This is a genomic window from Kribbella sp. NPDC055071 (assembly GCF_053608045.1).
In genome coordinates, this window is the sequence record NZ_JBSGUS010000001.1 from 220,431 (window position 1) to 237,921 (window position 17,491).

At 69.1% G+C, this 17,491-nt stretch carries 15 protein-coding genes; 9 read left to right on the forward strand and 6 right to left on the reverse strand.

Annotation, left to right across the window (positions count from 1 at the left end):
* Positions 1–31: 31 nt before the first annotated feature.
* From ACWF4Z_RS01060 to ACWF4Z_RS01070, 3 genes are read right to left on the reverse strand one after another with little or no spacing between them, the layout of a single operon-like run.
* The gene (locus tag ACWF4Z_RS01060; protein ID WP_452240856.1) at positions 32–958 is read right to left on the reverse strand and encodes a COX15/CtaA family protein; all 927 of its coding nucleotides are present in this window, start codon (positions 956–958) and stop codon (positions 32–34) included.
* A gap of 19 nt (positions 959–977) precedes the next feature.
* Complete coding sequence (locus tag ACWF4Z_RS01065) at positions 978–1,754, reverse strand: ABC transporter permease (protein WP_452240857.1); 777 nt, start codon at positions 1,752–1,754, stop codon at positions 978–980.
* Positions 1,751–2,470 carry an ABC transporter ATP-binding protein gene (locus tag ACWF4Z_RS01070; protein ID WP_452240858.1) on the reverse strand — a complete coding sequence of 240 codons (720 nt, stop codon included), beginning with the start codon at positions 2,468–2,470 and terminating at the stop codon, positions 1,751–1,753. Before ACWF4Z_RS01070 ends, ACWF4Z_RS01065 begins: the two co-directional genes overlap by 4 nt.
* Before the next feature lie 166 nt (positions 2,471–2,636).
* On the opposite strand from ACWF4Z_RS01070, the gene ACWF4Z_RS01075 reads away from it, so the two are divergent.
* Genes ACWF4Z_RS01075 through ACWF4Z_RS01115 form a run of 9 tightly spaced genes read left to right on the forward strand, consistent with a single transcriptional unit; the run spans position 2,637 to position 9,853 of the window.
* The gene (locus ACWF4Z_RS01075) at positions 2,637–3,335 is read left to right on the forward strand and encodes a helix-turn-helix transcriptional regulator (protein ID WP_452241302.1); all 699 of its coding nucleotides are present in this window, start codon (positions 2,637–2,639) and stop codon (positions 3,333–3,335) included.
* Positions 3,332–4,744 (forward strand): Fe-S cluster assembly protein SufB, encoded by a 1,413-nt coding sequence (sufB, locus tag ACWF4Z_RS01080; RefSeq protein ID WP_452240859.1) that lies wholly within the window; start codon positions 3,332–3,334, stop codon positions 4,742–4,744. The genes ACWF4Z_RS01075 and sufB overlap by 4 nt, the downstream gene beginning before the upstream one ends.
* Positions 4,744–5,946, forward strand: a complete 1,203-nt coding sequence (sufD, locus tag ACWF4Z_RS01085) for a Fe-S cluster assembly protein SufD (RefSeq protein WP_452240860.1) — start codon at positions 4,744–4,746, stop codon at positions 5,944–5,946. Before sufB ends, sufD begins: the two co-directional genes overlap by 1 nt.
* A gap of 10 nt (positions 5,947–5,956) precedes the next feature.
* Complete coding sequence (locus ACWF4Z_RS01090; RefSeq protein ID WP_452240861.1) at positions 5,957–6,295, forward strand: non-heme iron oxygenase ferredoxin subunit; 339 nt, start codon at positions 5,957–5,959, stop codon at positions 6,293–6,295.
* Positions 6,296–6,333: 38 nt separating this feature from the next.
* Positions 6,334–7,095 carry a Fe-S cluster assembly ATPase SufC gene (gene sufC / locus ACWF4Z_RS01095; RefSeq protein WP_452240862.1) on the forward strand — a complete coding sequence of 254 codons (762 nt, stop codon included), beginning with the start codon at positions 6,334–6,336 and terminating at the stop codon, positions 7,093–7,095.
* Positions 7,092–8,348 carry a cysteine desulfurase gene (locus ACWF4Z_RS01100; protein WP_452240863.1) on the forward strand — a complete coding sequence of 419 codons (1,257 nt, stop codon included), beginning with the start codon at positions 7,092–7,094 and terminating at the stop codon, positions 8,346–8,348. Before sufC ends, ACWF4Z_RS01100 begins: the two co-directional genes overlap by 4 nt.
* A gap of 26 nt (positions 8,349–8,374) precedes the next feature.
* Positions 8,375–8,854, forward strand: a complete 480-nt coding sequence (sufU, locus tag ACWF4Z_RS01105; protein WP_452240864.1) for a Fe-S cluster assembly sulfur transfer protein SufU — start codon at positions 8,375–8,377, stop codon at positions 8,852–8,854.
* Complete coding sequence (locus ACWF4Z_RS01110) at positions 8,847–9,233, forward strand: metal-sulfur cluster assembly factor (protein WP_452240865.1); 387 nt, start codon at positions 8,847–8,849, stop codon at positions 9,231–9,233. The genes sufU and ACWF4Z_RS01110 overlap by 8 nt, the downstream gene beginning before the upstream one ends.
* Positions 9,230–9,853: an acVLRF1 family peptidyl-tRNA hydrolase gene (locus ACWF4Z_RS01115; RefSeq protein ID WP_452240866.1), complete on the forward strand. Its 624-nt coding sequence runs from the start codon at positions 9,230–9,232 to the stop codon at positions 9,851–9,853. The genes ACWF4Z_RS01110 and ACWF4Z_RS01115 overlap by 4 nt, the downstream gene beginning before the upstream one ends.
* Here ACWF4Z_RS01115 and ACWF4Z_RS01120 read toward each other — a convergent pair whose 3' ends face one another.
* The 3 genes from ACWF4Z_RS01120 to ACWF4Z_RS01130 form a co-directional block, all read right to left on the reverse strand.
* Positions 9,854–16,225, reverse strand: a complete 6,372-nt coding sequence (locus tag ACWF4Z_RS01120) for a hypothetical protein (RefSeq protein WP_452240867.1) — start codon at positions 16,223–16,225, stop codon at positions 9,854–9,856.
* Between the two features lie 131 nt (positions 16,226–16,356).
* The gene (locus ACWF4Z_RS01125) at positions 16,357–16,914 is read right to left on the reverse strand and encodes a hypothetical protein (protein WP_452240868.1); all 558 of its coding nucleotides are present in this window, start codon (positions 16,912–16,914) and stop codon (positions 16,357–16,359) included.
* A gap of 3 nt (positions 16,915–16,917) precedes the next feature.
* Positions 16,918–17,436 carry a hypothetical protein gene (locus tag ACWF4Z_RS01130; protein ID WP_452240869.1) on the reverse strand — a complete coding sequence of 173 codons (519 nt, stop codon included), beginning with the start codon at positions 17,434–17,436 and terminating at the stop codon, positions 16,918–16,920.
* Positions 17,437–17,491: the final 55 nt, after the last annotated feature.

Consider the following 17,491-nt stretch of genomic DNA (forward strand, 5'->3'; position numbering starts at 1 on the left):
CGCGAGTGAACACACCCGCAACGTAGGACTCCTACGTTGCGGGTGTTCCGCGTTCGCCGTACACCGCTGTCACCAGCGCGATCAGCAGGCCGGCAAAGCCCATGTGCACCAGGACCAGGCCCCACGGGAGTCCGGTGAAGTACTGCGTGAAGCCGACGACCCCCTGCAGCAGCTCCATCGCCAGCAACCAGGCCGCGAGCTTGCGCAGCGTTCGTGAGGTCGCGGTGACGCGGGTCGCGATCACGAGGGCGATGGTGATCCCCAGCAGCCCGAACACCACGTCGGCGTGCAGTTGCGCGATGACTTCCTCGTTGAATCCGTTCCGGCCGGTGTCCGGATCACCCGAGTGCGGTCCGGCGCCGGTGACCAAGGTGCCGAGGGCAACGGTCAGCCAAACCGCCACCACCGAGGCCGTTGCGAGCGCACGGACCACCGGGGGAGTGTGGGGATACGGGCTGGTTCGGGACCGGCGCATCATCGACACGGTCAGCGTGATGATGATCGGTGAGACCAGGAAGTGCGCCGACACGATCCACGGGTTCAGGCCGGTCAGGACGCTGATACCGCCGATCACGGCCTGCAGCGGGACGCCGAGCGCGGCCGCGGTCGCCAGCCGGCGGAGGTCCCGGCGGACCGGGCGGTACCGCATCACGGCCAGCCAGGTCCCGATCGCGATCACCGCGACCACGAACCCGAGCATCCGGTTCCCGAACTCGATCGCACCGTGATAGCCGAGCGCGGCATGCGGCACGTACGACTGGTCCGTGCACTGCGGCCAGGTCGGGCATCCCAGTCCGGAGCCGGTCAGGCGGACCAGACCGCCGGTCACGACGATGCCGATGTTCGCCACCACCGAGGCCCAGCCACAGCGCCGTACGGCGTCCAGGCTCGGCTCGGGAATCAGCCGCCAGAATCCGCTGACTGCCTCGGTCTCCTGGGGCGAAGTCTCCGTGTCCATCACTGGCACACCTTAAAGGTCAGTCCCAGCGGAAGGTTCGGGAGACCAGGTAGCCGAGCACTGCGGCCCAGAGTGCGAGGGACAGTGCTGCCGCCCACGGGATCACACCTTCGATGGTCGAGTTCGCGATGCCGTTGGCCAGAGCGGCGCTCGGAAGCAGGCGTACGACGCTCTGCATGCCGGCCGGGTATTCGTCGACCGGCGTCATGATCGCGCCGCCCGCGAGCAGGAGCAGATAGAGCAGGTTCGCCGCGGCCAAGGTCGCCTCGGCGCGGAGGGTGCCGGCCATCAACAGGCCGAGTGAGGCGAAGGCCGCCGTACCGCAGAGCACGGTGAGGATGACCCCCACCACGGCGTCCGCGCCGCCGACGGGCTTCCAGCCGAGGGCGAACCCCGTCCCCATCAACACGACGAACTGGATCACCTCGACGACCAGGACGGCGCCGATCTTCCCGGCGAGCAGTCCGGTCCGAGACAGGGGAGAGGCGCCCAGACGCTTGATCACGCCGTAGCGCCGTTCGAAGCCGGTCGCGATCGCCAGCGAGGTGAACGACGACGACAGCACGGCCAGTGCGAGTACGCGCGGCACCGCGTCGTCGATCGCCCGTCCGTCACCGAGCGGGAGCCGGTCACCCAATCCGGTGCCGCCGAGCAGCAACAGCAGCCCGAGTGGGATCACCAGAGCCAGGAGCAGCTGTTCGCCGTTCCGGATGAGCAGCTTGAACTCCATCCGCGAGTGCGCCAGCACCTTGCGCGGCCAGGGCGCGCTCCCCGGCTGCGGGGCGTACGTCGTCATGGCTGCTGCCTCGGTGAGGTGAGCTCGAGGAAGACGTCCTCGAGAGACTTCGTGTGGTGCTCGGTCAGGGCGTCGGGGGTGCCGGAGGCGATCACCTTGCCGGCCGAGACGACGTACACCTGGTCGGACAGCTGCTCGGCCTCGTCCATCGCGTGCGTCGTGAGTACGACGGTCACCCCGTCCTCGCGCAGATCGCGGATCAGCTGCCAGATCTCGCGCCGGCCATGCGGGTCCAGCCCGGTGGTCGGCTCATCCAGGAACGCGACCTCCGGCCGCCCGATGATCGCCAGCGCGAACGACAGCCGTTGCTTCTGACCACCCGACAACCGCCGGTACGGCGTCCGCCCACAACTGCCCAGGTCGAGTCGCTCGACCAGCGCGGGAACGTCGAGGGGATGGGTATGGAGGGTGGCCATGTACTTGAGCATCTCGAGCGCGCGGACACCGGACCACGCGCCGCCCTCCTGGAGCATCACGCCGATCCGCGGCATCAGCTCGTCATGATCCGTGATCGGGTCCAGCCCGAGCACCCGGACCCGGCCGGATTCGGGCCGCCGGAACCCCCCACAGCTCTCCACGGTCGTGGTCTTGCCGGCACCGTTGGGGCCGAGCACGGACGTCACCGTCCCGCCGGTTACGGTGAGACTGAGACCGTCGACCGCGGTCTTCTCGCCGTACCGCACGACGAGGTTGTCGATCTCCACCGCGACTGGCACAACGGCAGCATAGAGAACCCTCTGAAGTGACCTCGCTCACGGTCCGGATCAGAACCCGGCGGGATGACGTGAACCGGTTAGGGCATCCTTATTTGAAGGGCCCGGGGAATTACGCGACACTGATGTTGTGAAAAATCCTGCGCCCAAGACTGCGACCGGCGGACCTGTGTCCGCCGGGGCCAGTGTGGCGCGGGACGAGTCCACCCGGGACCGGGTCGCCCGGTCGATCCTGACCAACGGCCCGTCCAGCGCCGCGGTGCTCGCCGAGCGCCTCGAGCTGACCCCGGCGGCGGTCCGCCGCCACCTCGACCACCTACTCGACGAGGGCCTGGTCGAGTCCCGCGAGGAGCGCATCTACGGCCCCCGCGGCCGCGGTCGTCCCGCGAAGGTCTTCGTGCTGACCGACACCGGCCGGCACGCGTTCCACCAGGCGTACGACGACCTGGCCGCCACCGCACTGCGGTTCATCGCCGAAGCCGGTGGTGACGAGGCGGTCACCGAGTTCGCCCGGCGTCGGGCCGCCGAGGTGGAGCAGCGGTACCGCGAGCGGCTCGACGCCGCTCCGGAGGACGCCAAGGCGAAGGTGCTCGCCCAGGCGCTGACCGGGGACGGGTATGCCGCGTCCACGGCCGACGCCGGTCTCGGCGCCCAGCTCTGTCAGCATCACTGCCCGGTGGCGCACGTGGCCGAGCAGTTCCCCCAGTTGTGCGAAGCCGAGACCGAGGTCTTCTCGCGGTTGCTCGGCAAGCACGTCCAGCGACTGGCCACCATCGCGCACGGCGACGGTGTTTGTACGACGCATATCCCCGGTCCACAACCGGTATCCCCTGTATCCGACGGCGAATCTGCGAGGACTGCACGATGACGCAAACCGCTCACCCCGAACTGGAAGGCCTCGGCAACTACCAGTACGGCTGGTCCGACTCCGACGCCGCCGGCGCCGTTGCCCAGCGCGGCATCAGCGCTGACGTCGTGCGGGGGATCTCGGCCCTGAAGAGCGAACCCGAGTGGATGCTCGACCTGCGGCTGAAGGGCCTCAAGCTCTTCGACCGCAAGCCGATGCCGTCGTGGGGTGCCGACCTGTCCGGGATCGACTTCGACAACATCAAGTACTTCGTCCGCTCGACCGAGAAGCAGGCCTCGAGCTGGGAAGAGCTGCCCGAGGACATCAAGAACACCTACGACAAGCTCGGCATCCCCGAGGCGGAGAAGCAGCGGCTGGTCGCCGGTGTCGCGGCGCAGTACGAGTCCGAGGTCGTCTACCACCAGATCCGTGAGGACCTGGAGGCGCAGGGTGTCATCTTCCTCGACACCGACACCGGCCTGAAGGAGCACCCGGAGATCTTCCAGGAGTACTTCGGCTCGGTCATCCCGGTCGGCGACAACAAGTTCGCCGCGCTGAACACGGCGGTCTGGTCCGGCGGTTCGTTCATCTACGTGCCCAAGGGCGTCAAGGTGGACATCCCGCTGCAGGCCTACTTCCGGATCAACACCGAGAACATGGGCCAGTTCGAGCGGACCCTGATCATCGTCGACGAGGGCGCCTACGTGCACTACGTCGAGGGGTGTACGGCGCCGATCTACAAGTCGGACTCGCTGCACTCCGCGGTCGTCGAGATCATCGTGAAGAAGGGCGCCCGCTGCCGCTACACGACGATCCAGAACTGGTCGAACAACGTCTACAACCTGGTCACCAAGCGCGCCACCTGCGAAGAGGGCGCGACGATGGAGTGGATCGACGGCAACATCGGTTCCAAGGTGACGATGAAGTACCCGGCCGTCTACCTGATGGGTGAGCACGCCAAGGGCGAGACCCTGTCGGTCGCGTTCGCGGGCGAGGGCCAGCACCAGGACGCCGGCTCCAAGATGGTGCACAACGCGCCGTACACGTCGAGCTCGATCGTGTCGAAGTCGGTGGCCCGCGGTGGCGGCCGGACGTCGTACCGCGGTCTGGTCGAGGTGGCGCCGGGCTCGCACCACAGCAAGTCCACGGTCCGCTGTGACGCGCTGCTGGTCGACACGATCAGCCGTTCCGACACCTACCCGTACGTCGACGTCCGCGAGGACGACGTGGCGATGGGTCACGAGGCCACCGTCTCCCGGGTCAGCGAAGAGCAGCTCTTCTACCTGATGAGCCGGGGCATGGCCGAGGACGAGGCGATGGCGATGATCGTCCGCGGCTTCATCGAGCCGATCGCCCGCGAGCTCCCGATGGAGTACGCGCTGGAACTGAACCGTTTGATCGAGCTGCAGATGGAAGGGGCCGTCGGCTGATGTCCTCGGCAGAGACACTGGTTGCCACCGGCAACCGGGCACACTCGCACGGACCGGGCTCCCCGGTCCCGCTCCAGGCGCGCAGCGAGCGGCCGACGTCGTACGACGTGGCCGACTTCGCGGTGCCGAACGGACGCGAGGAGGAGTGGCGCTTCACTCCGGTCAAGGCACTGAAGGCGTTGTTCGCCGACGAGGCCGGCACCGAGACCCCGAAGATCGACGCCTCCGGTCCGGACGGCGTGACCTTCGAGACCGTCGCCGCGGACTCGCTGAAGGTCGGCACACCGCAGGACCGCGCGGCGGCTGTCGCGTGGAGTTATGCGCCCGAGGCGCTCGCGGTGCGGATCCCGGTCGAGGCCGAGCTGACCGAGCCCGTGCACGTGAACATCGCGAGCCTCGGCGCCCGTGGCTTCAGCCATGTCATCGTCGAGTCCGGCCGGCACAGCAAGGCGATCGTGATCATCGATCACACCGGTGCCGGTGAGCTCGGCGCGACCGTCGAGGTCAAGGTCGGCGACGGGTCCGAGCTGCGGGTCGTCAGCATCCAGCAGGGCGACCGAGAGTCGATCCACCTGGCTCAGCACGACGCGGTCGTCGGCCGGGACGCCAAGCTGCACCACGTCGTGGTGACGCTGGGCGGCAAGATCGTCCGCATCGGCACCAACGTCCGGTACGCCGGTCCCGGTGGCGACGCGGAGTTGCTCGGGGTCTACTTCGCCGAGTCCGGTCAGCATCACGAGAACCGGTTGTTCGTCGACCACGAGGCCACGAACTGCAAGAGCAACGTGCTCTACAAGGGCGCGCTGGCCGGTGACCAGGCTCGTTCGGTGTGGATCGGCGACGTGCTGATCCGGGCCGCGGCCGAAGGCACCGACACCTTCGAGCTGAACCGGAACCTGGTCCTGACCGAGGGCGCCCGCGCCGACTCGGTGCCGAACCTGGAGATCGAGACCGGCGAGATCGAGGGCGCCGGACACGCGTCCGCGACCGGCCGGTTCGACGACGAGCAGCTGTTCTACCTGCAGGCCCGCGGGATCCCCGAGGACGCGGCCCGGCGGCTGGTCGTCTCCGGCTTCTTCAACGACATCATCGGCAAGATCGGTGTCCCCGAGGTCACCGAGCACCTGCACGAGGTGATCGAGGAGAAGCTGGCGCGCACCGCGGAGCTCAGTGTGAAGGCCAAGGCGGCAACGGGCCAGTGAGGCAGACACCGTGAGCGATACGTTCGAGCGCGCCTGCGCCGTCGCCGATGTCCCCGACGAGGGAGTGATCCCGGTCGAGGTCGGCGGCGTGGAGGTCGCGGTGGTGAAGAGCGAAGGGCAGTTCTTCGCGGTGCGGGACGAGTGCTCGCACGCGCAGATCCAGCTGTCCGAGGGCGAGGTGGGCGAGTGCGAGATCGAGTGCTGGCTGCACGGGTCCCGCTTCGACCTGCGCACCGGCGAGCCGACCAGCTTGCCCGCGTACGACCCGGTGCCGATCTACCCGGTCCGGCTGGACGGCGACGACGTACTCGTCGACGTGAAGAACCCCTTGAACCAGCCATCCCTTTAAACGGATGGCCTTGTAAAGCAAACGGAGACGACAACCTCATGGCGACACTCGAGATCCGCGACCTGCACGTGTCGGTCGACACCGAGAACGGCCCGAAGCAGATCCTGCGCGGCGTCGACCTGACCATCGCCGGTGGTCAGACGCACGCGATCATGGGCCCGAACGGTTCCGGCAAGTCCACGCTGGCGTACTCGATCGCCGGCCACCCGAAGTACAACGTCACCTCCGGCACCGTCACCCTCGACGGTGAGGACGTGCTCGACATGAAGGTCGACGAGCGCGCCCGGGCCGGCCTGTTCCTGGCCATGCAGTACCCGGTCGAGGTTCCCGGCGTCTCGGTCGCGAACTTCCTCCGTACGGCGAAGACCGCGATCGACGGCGAGGCCCCGAAGCTGCGGACCTGGGTCAAGGACGTCAACAAGGCGCTCGGTGACCTGGAGATGGACCCGGACTTCGGCACCCGCAACGTCAACGAGGGCTTCTCCGGTGGTGAGAAGAAGCGCCACGAGATCGTCCAGCTGGAGCTGCTCGACCCGAAGATCGCGATCCTCGACGAGACCGACTCCGGCCTCGACATCGACGCGCTGAAGATCGTCTCCACCGGCGTGAACCGATTCGCGGAGAAGGGTGACAAGGGCGTTCTGCTGATCACCCACTACACGCGGATCCTGCGCTACATCAAGCCGGACTTCGTGCACGTGTTCGTCGACGGCCGGGTGGCCGAAGAGGGCGGTCCGGAGCTGGCCGAAGAGCTCGAGGCCAACGGCTACGAGCGCTTCCTCAAGGCAGGCGCGAAGTGACGGCCGCCCGGACGTTCAGCAGTCCGTTGGACCTGCAGTCGGTCCGGGCGGACTTCCCCATCCTGTCGCGCGAGCTGGCCGACGGATATCCCTTGGTCTACCTGGATTCGGCGAACTCCTCGCAGAAGCCGCTCCAGGTGGTCCAGGCGATGGAGGAGCACTACCTCAAGCACAACGCGAACGTCGCCCGGGCCATGCACCAACTCGGTGCCGAGGCGACCGCGGCGTACGAAGGCGGTCGGGACAAGGTCGCGGCCTTCATCGGCGCGCCGTCGCGGGACGAGATCGTCTTCACCAAGAACGCGTCCGAAGCGCTGAACCTCGCCGCCCACACGCTGGGTGCGTCGTTGAAACCGGGCGATGTCGTGGTGGTCTCCGAGATGGAGCACCACAGCAACATCGTTCCGTGGCAGCTCGCCTGCGAGCGGACCGGCGCGACACTGAAGTGGTTCGGCGTGACCGACGAGGGTCGGCTCGATTTGAGCAACATCGACGAGCTGCTGACCGAGCGGACCAAGGTCGTCGCGGTGACCTGGGTGTCGAATGCGCTTGGCACGATCAACCCGATCACCGACATCGCCGCCAAGGCGCACGCGGTCGGCGCGACCGTGGTCGTGGACGCGTCCCAGGCGGTGCCGCAGCTCCCGGTCGACGTCTCGGCGCTCGGTGCGGACCTGGTCGCCTTCACCGGCCACAAGGTCGTCGGCCCGACCGGTATCGGCGTGCTCTGGGGCCGGTACGACCTGCTCGCCGAGCTGCCGCCGTTCCTGGGTGGTGGCGAGATGATCGAGATCGTGCGGATGACCGGCTCGACGTACGCGCCGCCGCCGGCCCGGTTCGAAGCCGGGACGCCGCCGATCGCGCAGGCGGTCGGGCTGGGAGCGGCCGTGGACTACCTGTCCGGGATCGGGATGGACAAGATCGCGGCGCACGAGCACGCGATCGTCGAGTATGCGCTCGAAGGGCTGAAGACGGTCCCCGGATTGAAGATCCTGGGCCCGGCCGAGGCGGTCGACCGCGGCGGCGCGATCAGCTTCGAGCTCGACGGTGTGCACCCGCACGATGTGGCCACGGTCCTGGACACGCGCGGCATCGCCGTACGGGCCGGGCACCACTGCGCGCGGCCGGTGCACGAGCGGTTCGGAATGCAATCGTCGACCAGAGCGTCTTTCTATCTGTACACGACACCCGAGGAGATCGAGGCGCTGATCGACGGCCTCGGTTTCGTCCGTTCGTTCTTCAAGCTTGCTTGAGATTAGATACAGCAAGGTGGACTGATATGCAGCTGGAGAGCTTGTACCAGGAGATCATCCTGGATCACTACCGCAGCCCGCACCACGCGGGTCTCGCGGAGCCGTACGACGTGGAGGTGCACCACGTGAACCCGTCCTGCGGGGACGAGGTCACGCTCCGGGTCGAGCTCGACGGCGACACCGTCACCGGCGTGACGCACCAGAGCGTCGGCTGCTCGATCAGCCAGGCCGCGACGTCGGTGATGACCGATCTGGTCATCGGCAAGCCGGTCACCGAGGCGATGGCGACGTACGAGAAGTTCCACGAGATGATGCTCGGCCGCGGGAAGGTCGAACCGGACGAGGACGTGCTGGAGGACGCGATCGCGTTCGCCGGTACGGCGCAGTTCCCGGCCCGGGTGAAGTGTGCACTGCTGGGCTGGTCGGCCTGGCGCGACGCCACCGCCCAAGCCGTCGCCCAGGGTGCACAGCGTGCGGCCGCCAACGAAGGAGCGAACAATGCCTGACCAGACCGACGAGAAGATCGAGCTCCCCGAGGTCGACCTGGAGGCAGCGGGTGCGCAACCGGGCACCAGCCCGGCCGCGGTCGAGGACGTGACCGAGGCGCTGAAGGACGTTGTCGACCCCGAGCTCGGCATCAACGTGGTCGACCTCGGCCTGATCTACGGGATCACCGTCGACGACACGAGCACGGCGATCATCGACATGACGCTGACGTCCGCGGCCTGCCCGCTGACCGACGTGATCGAGGACCAGACGCGGATGGCGCTCGACGGCCTGGTGAACGACTTCCGGATCAACTGGGTCTGGATGCCGCCGTGGGGTCCGGAGAAGATCACCGACGACGGCCGCGACCAGCTGCGGGCGCTCGGCTTCAACGTGTGAGTCGCCGCATCGCGGTGGCACCGGAGCGGCTGGACAGGTGGCTGGCCGGCTTCGGTGACCGCCACGGCGAGCTCGCGTACGACGTGACGCCGGACCGCGCGACCGTGTCCGCGGCGGACGGGTCGGTCGCGGTTGTCGACGTACCGTTCGCGCCGCTGGCCGAGCTGACCCGGGACGGGTTGATCGCGCATGTGCTGGCCGATCACCGGCTCGGCGTGCTGCTCGTCCGGCGTGGTGGATACGGTGCCGGAGTGTTTGCCGGCGGCAAGCTTGTCGATTCGAAGGTCGGCTCGCGCCACGTGCAAGGCACGACCAAGGCCGGTGGCTGGTCGCAGCAACGGTTCGCGCGGCGCCGGGAGAACCAGGCCCGGGAGGCCTTCGCCGCCGCCACCGAGGTCGCAGTCCGGATTCTCGGGTCGGCGCGGCTCGAGGCATTGGTTTGCGGGGGAGACCGCCGTGCCGTCGACACCGTGCTCGAGGATCCCCGCCTGAAAGATCTCGTCCCGCTGGTGCGGCCGCCGTTCCTCGGCGTCCCCGACCCGAAACAGAAGGTCCTGGAACAGGCCGGCACCGACGCCCGCGCCGTCCGAATCGAGCTGACCGAGCCCGAACCCGAGTAGTTACTCGATGGCGACGCCGCCGCCGGAGGCGGCGCTGCGGCGGTGAGCTTCCTCGACGGACGGCTGGTGCGTGGCGAGCTGCCGGATCTGGTGCAGTGTGCCGGAGTCGGCCGCCGCGATCACCGACGCCGGGATCCCTTGCTCCTGCAGGGCTGTGGCCACGGCCCGGCTGAACCGTTCGCCCGGCTCGACCGTCGCGAACACCTCGCGAAGATCGACCCCGGTCGCTTCGGCGAGGCGGGGGAGATCCGGGTGCAGCGTCGCGAACGCCGCACCGAACCGGTCGTTGCCCGGCCCGGTCATCGTCCCGTCCTCGACGACGTACGTCTCGGCCTTCCCGTCCTCGGACCGCAGGGTCAGCTCGATCCGGACCCGCTCCGCCTTGGAACGGACGAGTGCATCCGACAGCGGCTGGTAGGGGTGCGCCGGGTCGAGCAGTTCCGTCGCACGGACCTTTCGGGCTGCCGGGACGGGTCCAAGCGCCGACGGCACCCGCTTGCCGGCCTCCATGTCGGCCATCATCGCCTCGTAGTCGGCCAGCGCCATGCTCACGGTCAGCGTGCCCGAGCCGAGGTCGTGCGCCTGGTCGGAGCGAACCACCTTGCCCCGCCGGAGGAGCTCGGTACGCACGGACGCCGTAGCGGTCACCTGTACGGTCACATGCTGGGACGACCCGAGCAGGCCGACCTCGTGCCGCGCACCAGTGCCGCTGCTGTCCTTCTCGGTCATCCGTTCGCTGCTGGTGGTGCCTGCGCTGAAGCCGGTAGTTGGGTCAGTCCCGCCGACCGTGTAGTCGGTCGGAACGCGCCGGTTGCTCTCGGTGCCCCACGACCAGCTGTTCGTCTGCCGAGTGCTCTCACCGGCCTGCACCAGGTTGTCGGTGATGGGGTTCGAGACGATCCGGGCATTCGTCACCTTGAGGAACAACGAGGCCTGGACGGCCTCCCGGGTGCTGCCGGGCAGGGCCAGCGGGGGAGTGGTGAAACCGCCGCTGACGAGCTCGTGCATCTTCGTGATCAAGGCCGATCCGCCGAAGAGGTTGCGCAGTGCCTGGTCGTGCATCCGCACGCCCCGCTCGGTCAGGAAGCCTCTCCGGCCGAGCTGCTGCACCACGGCCTGATGGAACTCGTTGACCGGAACGGCGTGATCGGATACCTGCTGTTCCGGGTGCGGAACGATGCTGGCCGGGATGAACAGATGCGGGAGCCGCGCCTCGCGGTGGTCGACGATGCCTGGACCGTCCGGCAGCGGCGGGTTGAGCTCGGCCCTGGGGATGAGCGCGGTCATCCGGCCGGTGACGACGTGTCTGGTGGCCTGGGTCGGCGGGCCGGGACTGCGGCGCGGCGGCTTTCCAGGGGTCAGGGGTTCGTCCCAGGTCTCGATGATCACCCGGAACCAGCGGAGCACGCGCTCGTTGTGCAGGCTCGCGCCCGCGGTGACGTGATAGCCCGTGCCGGCGCTGCCCGCGGTCGACGAGGTGGCGAACTCGGTCCCGGCGCCGACGTCGAGTCCGCCGTCGGCGGTCCCGCTGCCGCCGAGCGAGGCGTCGTACTCCTTGGTGCTCGTGGCGCTGTTGGCGTCGGTCCGGAGCCGCCAGTCCTGGCGCAGGGTGATCGCGTCCTCCGGCAGACCCTCGTTCGGGTCGCCGCCGTCGATCGTGCTCGGTCCGAAGAACTCCTGCCGGATCCGGAAGCACTGGTTCCACTGCGCGCCGGGAGGGCCGGCCCGGAACGAGCGGGTGAAACCCAGTGGGTCGGTGAAGTCGTGACTGTGTGCCCAGCCGCGCCTCTCGGCCAGGATGCCGTTCAGCGCGGCCGACAGGTCCGGATCCTCGTCCGGCAGCTGCGGATGCTGTCGCGTGATGGCGGTACTGACCTCCGCGAAGAGATCGAGGATCCGTCCGTCGCCGTGCCGCCAGGGACCATCGAGCCCGCCGAGGCCCATCGTGGTCTGGTAGTTGGACGGCAGCTGGACCGTGCTGCGCTGCCGGACGAGCTCGTCAGCGTCGGTCAGGACGTCCTGGAGCCGCCGATCCACGACCTCTTCCAGGCCGGTGACGCGGCGCGCGATCGCCGCGAGCTGATCGGGGGTGTGGGACGCGGCGCGCTCGTCGCCGCCTTCGTACTGATGCCAGCTGTAACGCCGCAGCAGCGAGACCGTGGTCGACCGCGGCAGACTCAGGTTGCCGTCACGCAACCGGGTGACGACGTCGGACACCTTGGACAGCGGCAGGTTCAGCCGGCCTCCGCCGTACGCGGCCAAGGCATCGGGTTCCGGGATCGTGATGACCATGCCGCCGCCGTCGACCTCGAACGTCTGCGCCTTGGCCCCACCTTCCTGCAGTCGCACGGCCAGAGCCAGGTCGCCGCGGAACTGGTAGTGCCGGCCCTTCCGCAGCACACTCTGCTCCGGACCGTCGGCGACGGCTCGGGTCGAGCTCCACGACGTGCTGGTGGCTCGGACCAGGCCGACGGTGCCGGCGGCCGACGTTCCATCGGCACCGGTGCCGCCACCTCCGGCGCTGACGCCGATCGACGCTCCGGCGAAGGTGCGTTCGGTGGAGCTCGCGTTGACCAAGGGGATCATCAGCTGGCCGATGAACGCGGCCGTGTCGTCGAGGTACTCGAGGTTGCTGACGCGGGCTCGCACCCCGACCGTGATTCGCCGCGGGGTGAGGCCGCGATGCACGAGCAGAGCCATCGGGTCCTCCGGCGGCCGGACCGCGAGGCTGTCGACGTGCTCGCTGGTCAGCAGCGACGGCCGGGTGGAGAGATTCCGGACCGCGAGGTGACCCGCGATCTGCTGGAGGACCGAGCTGTTGCCGCGGGCAAGCTCCGGCGCGGCGGCGATCACCTTGCCGAGCGGGTCGCGTCCGTCGAGCAGGTGGATCGTGGCGGTCGCGAGCAGGTCGGGTGCGACCTCGCCGGCGACGGCCATCGTCGGCGGCTTGCCGCGGTCGCACATCCGGCTGTCCAGGTAGATGGTGGCGGCGCCCTGCTGCGTCGACACCAGCCTGAACTCGCCGTCGGCCGTCTTCTCGGCGATGCTCTGCGTGTGCGGGATGCGGAACGCCGCGAGCCGCGTCTGCGACTCCGAAACCCACATCTCGTACTCTTCGTCGCCGGTCGAGGAGCTCGCGGATTCGCCCTGGGACGTCCGGCCGGCCTTGAAACCGGCCTGGGCGGTACCGCCACCGTGTCCGGACGTCGGTCCGATCCCGAGGCCGAGCTTGGCTGCCCACGGCACGCTCCGGGAGATGCCTTGCGAGCGGTTCACCGCGTTCTCCGCGAAGTCGACGTTGCCGATCACGTCGGCATCGGTCAGGCCGAGCAGCCGGCTCTGCTCGAAGTGCTGGTCGATCGTCAGACGGTAGATGTGGACCGACGGGGTCTCGCCCGAGCGGTGCCGAATCAGTTCGAACAGGACACCACCACCGGGCGGCTGCCCCTGGCTGGACGAGGAAATTTGGCCGGACGGGGAGATCTGGGCGGCGTGGTCGTAGCCGGTGGCCTGACGCCGGTCGTCCAGCGCGTGGCCGATCCGGGCCAGGTTCTGCAACATGCTGCGGACCAGCACCGGGTCCTTGCCGACCAGCCCGTGCAGGGACGGCCAGCCGGTCGCTTCGTCGATGGGCGGAATCAGCTCTTCGTCGGCCAGCTTCCGGTAGAAGGGAATCAGGTCCCGGTCGTCGTCCTGAACGTCGCGAACCATGGCCGGACCGGCGCCGCGCAGCTGCTTCGGTCCTGAGCCCAGCCAGATCGGGAGCCCGACCTGCTCGTCGGTCGGGACCGGATCACCACGCAGCAACACGCGGCCGTCCACGCCGCGCCGCAGCTCGCCCTGCTCGTCGCGGAGCACGGCGTCGGCCGGCACCGGCATCCCGTAGCGGAACGCGTCCCGCTCGACCAGCCGCATGGTCGCGTAGCCGTCCGATTCGATCGCGAAGCTCTCGTCGCGGTCCAGCCGCTGCACGGTGACGCGGTGGCGGACCGGTAGGCCGGCCGCGAGCGTGAAGCCGCGGCGCTGGGTGCTCCACCGGCTGCCCATGCTGTCGATGGTCAACGTGTCGTCGGTGCCGGAGCTGCGGCTGAATTGAGCAGACGGCCCGAGGGATGCGCCGCTGGAGTTCGTCAGGCCGGAACCGGCGTACCCGAGCGAGGCACCGAGCGAGCCGGAGGTGTCCATGCTGTAGCTGCCGGACGTACCCGAGCTGCCGACTCGCCACATCTCGACCATGTGCCGGCGCGAGGTGTCGCTCAACAGCTTGGCCGATTCGGGAGCCGGGAACGACTCGACCACGACGTACGCGACCAATCTGCCGCCCTCGGCGACCAGACCGTACATCCCACCGGGTCGGCTGGTTTCGTCCAGCCTGGTCAGGCCTTCGTCGGTGATCAGGCCGGACAGCTGGTTGTAGCCGACTCGGTCGAGTGAGCCGAGCCGCCGCTGCAGCTCGGCCAGTGCGGCGTCGCGGAGCTCGTTCAGGCCGTCGACGCGCAGACCGACGTGCTCCGGCATCGCCGACCTGCGCTCTGCGGCCAGGCCGAGCGTGTCCAGGCTGACCGTGTCGGTCGGTGCCGGCACGGTGTAGCTGTGGCTGTACGCCAGGGTGAGGGTCTGTGCGTCGTGCGGTTCGCCGGCCGCGACGATGTGCTCGGGGGACCACTCCGCGAGAGCGGACCGGCGTGAGCGCCAGCCGAACTTCGACGAGCGGGAGCTGTACGGCAGTAGCTCACCGAACAACGCCTCCACGGCACCAGGCTGATCGCTCTCCTTGCCGGTGCCGGTGATGGTGCCGCTCGTGCCCCGCTGCACCGAGACGTTCACGTCGACGAATCTGGACACCACTCGGGCCGGGTTGGATTCCGGCAACGGGTCCAGCAGCTGACCGGTACGCGATCCGGCGTTGACCGAGGATCCGGCACTGGCGCTGCTGCCAACGGTGAACGTGGTCTGCAACAGCTGGCCGCTGCGGGCCTCGTCGAAGTCGATCGCGTGGCCGAGCTGTTCGCGCAGCTCCCCGGGGTCCAGCTTCAGCTCGAACTGCATCAGGCCGTCGCTGCGATCGCCGGCTCCACCGCGGACGGTCAGGACCAGCCCGTCCGGCGCCAGCAGGCGGTGCGTCTCGCCGCGCAGCAGCCGGTGCATGGCGTCGGTGCTGAAGCGGAACGACGTACGCGAGCCGCCATTCCGCTCGAGTTCGTCGTTCAGGTCCCGGCACAGGGCCGACAGGTAGGGAAACGCGCCGTACGAATGAGCGGCGTTCTGCACCTCCTTGCGCGGCACGGCCGCGGCCGCGGCGGCCCGGAACGTTTCAGCCGCGCTCTGCGCGCGGTACGTCTGAGCCGCGAGCCCGGGACCCGGCTGCTCGCCGGTGGTCTGCAGCCGGTCGAGCTCGGGCAGCAAGGCGCGGTAGCTCGCGGCCGCCTCGCCGGCTCGTTCGGCGGCCGTCGTGGCCAGGGCTGCAATCGTGAGGTGGCGCTCCGACAGTGCGAGCCGCTCTTCACCCCACCGGCGAAGTGCATCGGCGCGTTCGTCCTTGGAGTCGTCCGTGCCGGCCTCTTGTTCCGCTGCGAGCCGCTGCGACTCCGTTGCGTCGCGTTGGGCCGTGGCGGCGCTCTTGGTACGTGCCTCGGCCCGTTCGACGTCCGCCGCGGCCGATGCTTCCAAGCCAGAGATCTGGAGCTCGATGTCCCGGCGGAGCCGCTCCAGGGGTGGCATGGCGGTCTGCTGCCGGAACTCGGCGTATCGGAGCTGGGCCTGCTGCTCGCGGGCGGCGCGGCGTTCGGCCCGGAAGGCGGCGAGGAACCCGGCCGGCGTCTGCTCCTGGGCCGCCGGCGCGGGGCCGACCGGTGTGGTGAGGGCCTCGGCCTGGCGGTGGATCGACTGCGCCGAAGCGATGCTGTCGGCGATGAGCGGCGGCGCATCCCGTGGCACGTCGGATCCCGCCGACAGGACCCGCGCGAGGCCGGACTCGGCCAGCCGCGGGTCGCCTTCCAGCACGAGCCGCAGCAGTGCCTGAGCGTTGGACCGCATGCGGTCCGATACGCCGGGAAGATCGAGCAGCCGGTCGAGTGCCTCGGTCGCGCCGTGGACCGGAACGCCACCGCGGGAGCGATGGAGCTCCGCACCCAGCAAGGCGACGGCCTCGACGGTCAGCCGTTCGTCGGTGACCTGTTGCTCGGCCCGCCGGGCCAATCGCTTGACGAAGCGGTGCACGATGCGGCGACCGAGACGGTCGCGCGAGTCCGGCAACCGGACCCGGCCGTCGGCCAGCGTGATGGCTCCGGGTGCGACCAGGCCGAGTGCACGGCCGATGGCCAGCTCGGCCCGCACTTCAGGATCGTCGGCGGAGGCGGTCGCTCGAGCCAATCCTGCATCTCCTCCCCCCTCGTCGTCGTGAGGCCACGACGGGCAATAGCTGCTGAGAGGGAAGGTAGCAAACAAACGGTTAACAGACGGCCACGGTTGTGACCCCTAATGTCTCATTCTTGCTAACAGTGTCACGCCGGGCCGTAGAGGGCACGGAAGTCGTTGAGGGTGCCTCGATAGGTTTGGAGGTCGTCGGTCAGCTTGGCTCGGGTCAGGAGGTAGGGGTCGTTGGTGCGGGCTTCGGTGCCGGAGGGGGTCCAGACCGCTGCCGCGGGGGCGTCGTTCGCACCATCGGGGAGGAACTTGAGCGCCTCGGCGACTGCGTCGGCGGCGAACTCCCAGTTCGCCTCGACCACGCGGCGGGCGTCGCCGGGCTCGCCGTTGTAGGCGAGGTCGGCGTCCAGCGCGCGCCGGGCGAACGTCGCGGCGACCATCGCCCACTGGGCGGCGTCGACCAGCTCTGACACACCGAGGCCGAAGTGCGCGCCCACTCGGCGGGCGGCGTCCTCGCTGGCGTACGGGATCGTCAGCTCGCCCGCGGACGTGGTGTAGGTCCAGGCATCCTGGCCCTCCGTGAGGTTCTCGCCGGGCTCGGGCTGCGGTGGCTCGATCGCCGGCGCGGCCGGATCGGCCGCCGTCGTCAGGCTCACATAGATCTGCGCCTCGGCCAGCGTCCTCGCGGTCAGCATCGCTTATCTCGCTCCTGTTTCTCGCGCCTGGTTGTCATAGCTGTCGCGGACCAGCAGCAACCGCTCGAGCCGGAACCGTCCTGGATCCGCGTCCCGGACCTCCCGGCCCGCAGGCGTCCAGAACTCGTCCTCCGGTACGGCGTCCTGCCCGGCGGGCACGAACTTGATCACCTCGTCGAGCGCCGCCCGTGCGACGCTCAGAACCCTACCCGCCTCGGCCGCACCCAAGGGCACCGCCGACGCGGCCCGCTCCGCCACATCCATCCACTCACCTGCGTCGAGCAGCTCGGACGGCTCCGGACCGCCGAACGTCGGCCAACCATCGACCCTGGTCTCGTGGGCCGGCAACCCGAACAGGTACTCGCGTTCAGCCTGGCAGCCCGCGCAGATCCCGGCGTAGCTGATCGTCAGCTCACCATCGACCTCGATGATCGCGTGCTCCCAGGGTGTATCGATCGAGCCGCAGTCCGGACAAGGACGCAGCTCCAGGTACAACTGCGCCTCGTCCCGAGTGCGCGCCACCGCGAACGCCACCCCGCCCCCTCTCGTCGTCCCATCACCCCGTGCCCCATCACCC

Bases quoted from the DNA above. Each gene is read 5' to 3' on its own strand.
- sufD (WP_452240860.1), top strand. From the start codon at position 4,744: ATGTCCTCGGCAGAGACACTGGTTGCCACCGGCAACCGGGCACACTCG.
- sufC (WP_452240862.1), top strand. From the start codon at position 6,334: ATGGCGACACTCGAGATCCGCGACCTGCACGTGTCGGTCGACACCGAG.
- sufB (WP_452240859.1), top strand. From the start codon at position 3,332: ATGACGCAAACCGCTCACCCCGAACTGGAAGGCCTCGGCAACTACCAG.
- sufU (WP_452240864.1), top strand. From the start codon at position 8,375: ATGCAGCTGGAGAGCTTGTACCAGGAGATCATCCTGGATCACTACCGC.
- ACWF4Z_RS01060 (WP_452240856.1), bottom strand. From the start codon at position 958: ATGGACACGGAGACTTCGCCCCAGGAGACCGAGGCAGTCAGCGGATTC.
- ACWF4Z_RS01065 (WP_452240857.1), bottom strand. From the start codon at position 1,754: ATGACGACGTACGCCCCGCAGCCGGGGAGCGCGCCCTGGCCGCGCAAG.
- ACWF4Z_RS01125 (WP_452240868.1), bottom strand. From the start codon at position 16,914: ATGCTGACCGCGAGGACGCTGGCCGAGGCGCAGATCTATGTGAGCCTG.
- ACWF4Z_RS01110 (WP_452240865.1), top strand. From the start codon at position 8,847: ATGCCTGACCAGACCGACGAGAAGATCGAGCTCCCCGAGGTCGACCTG.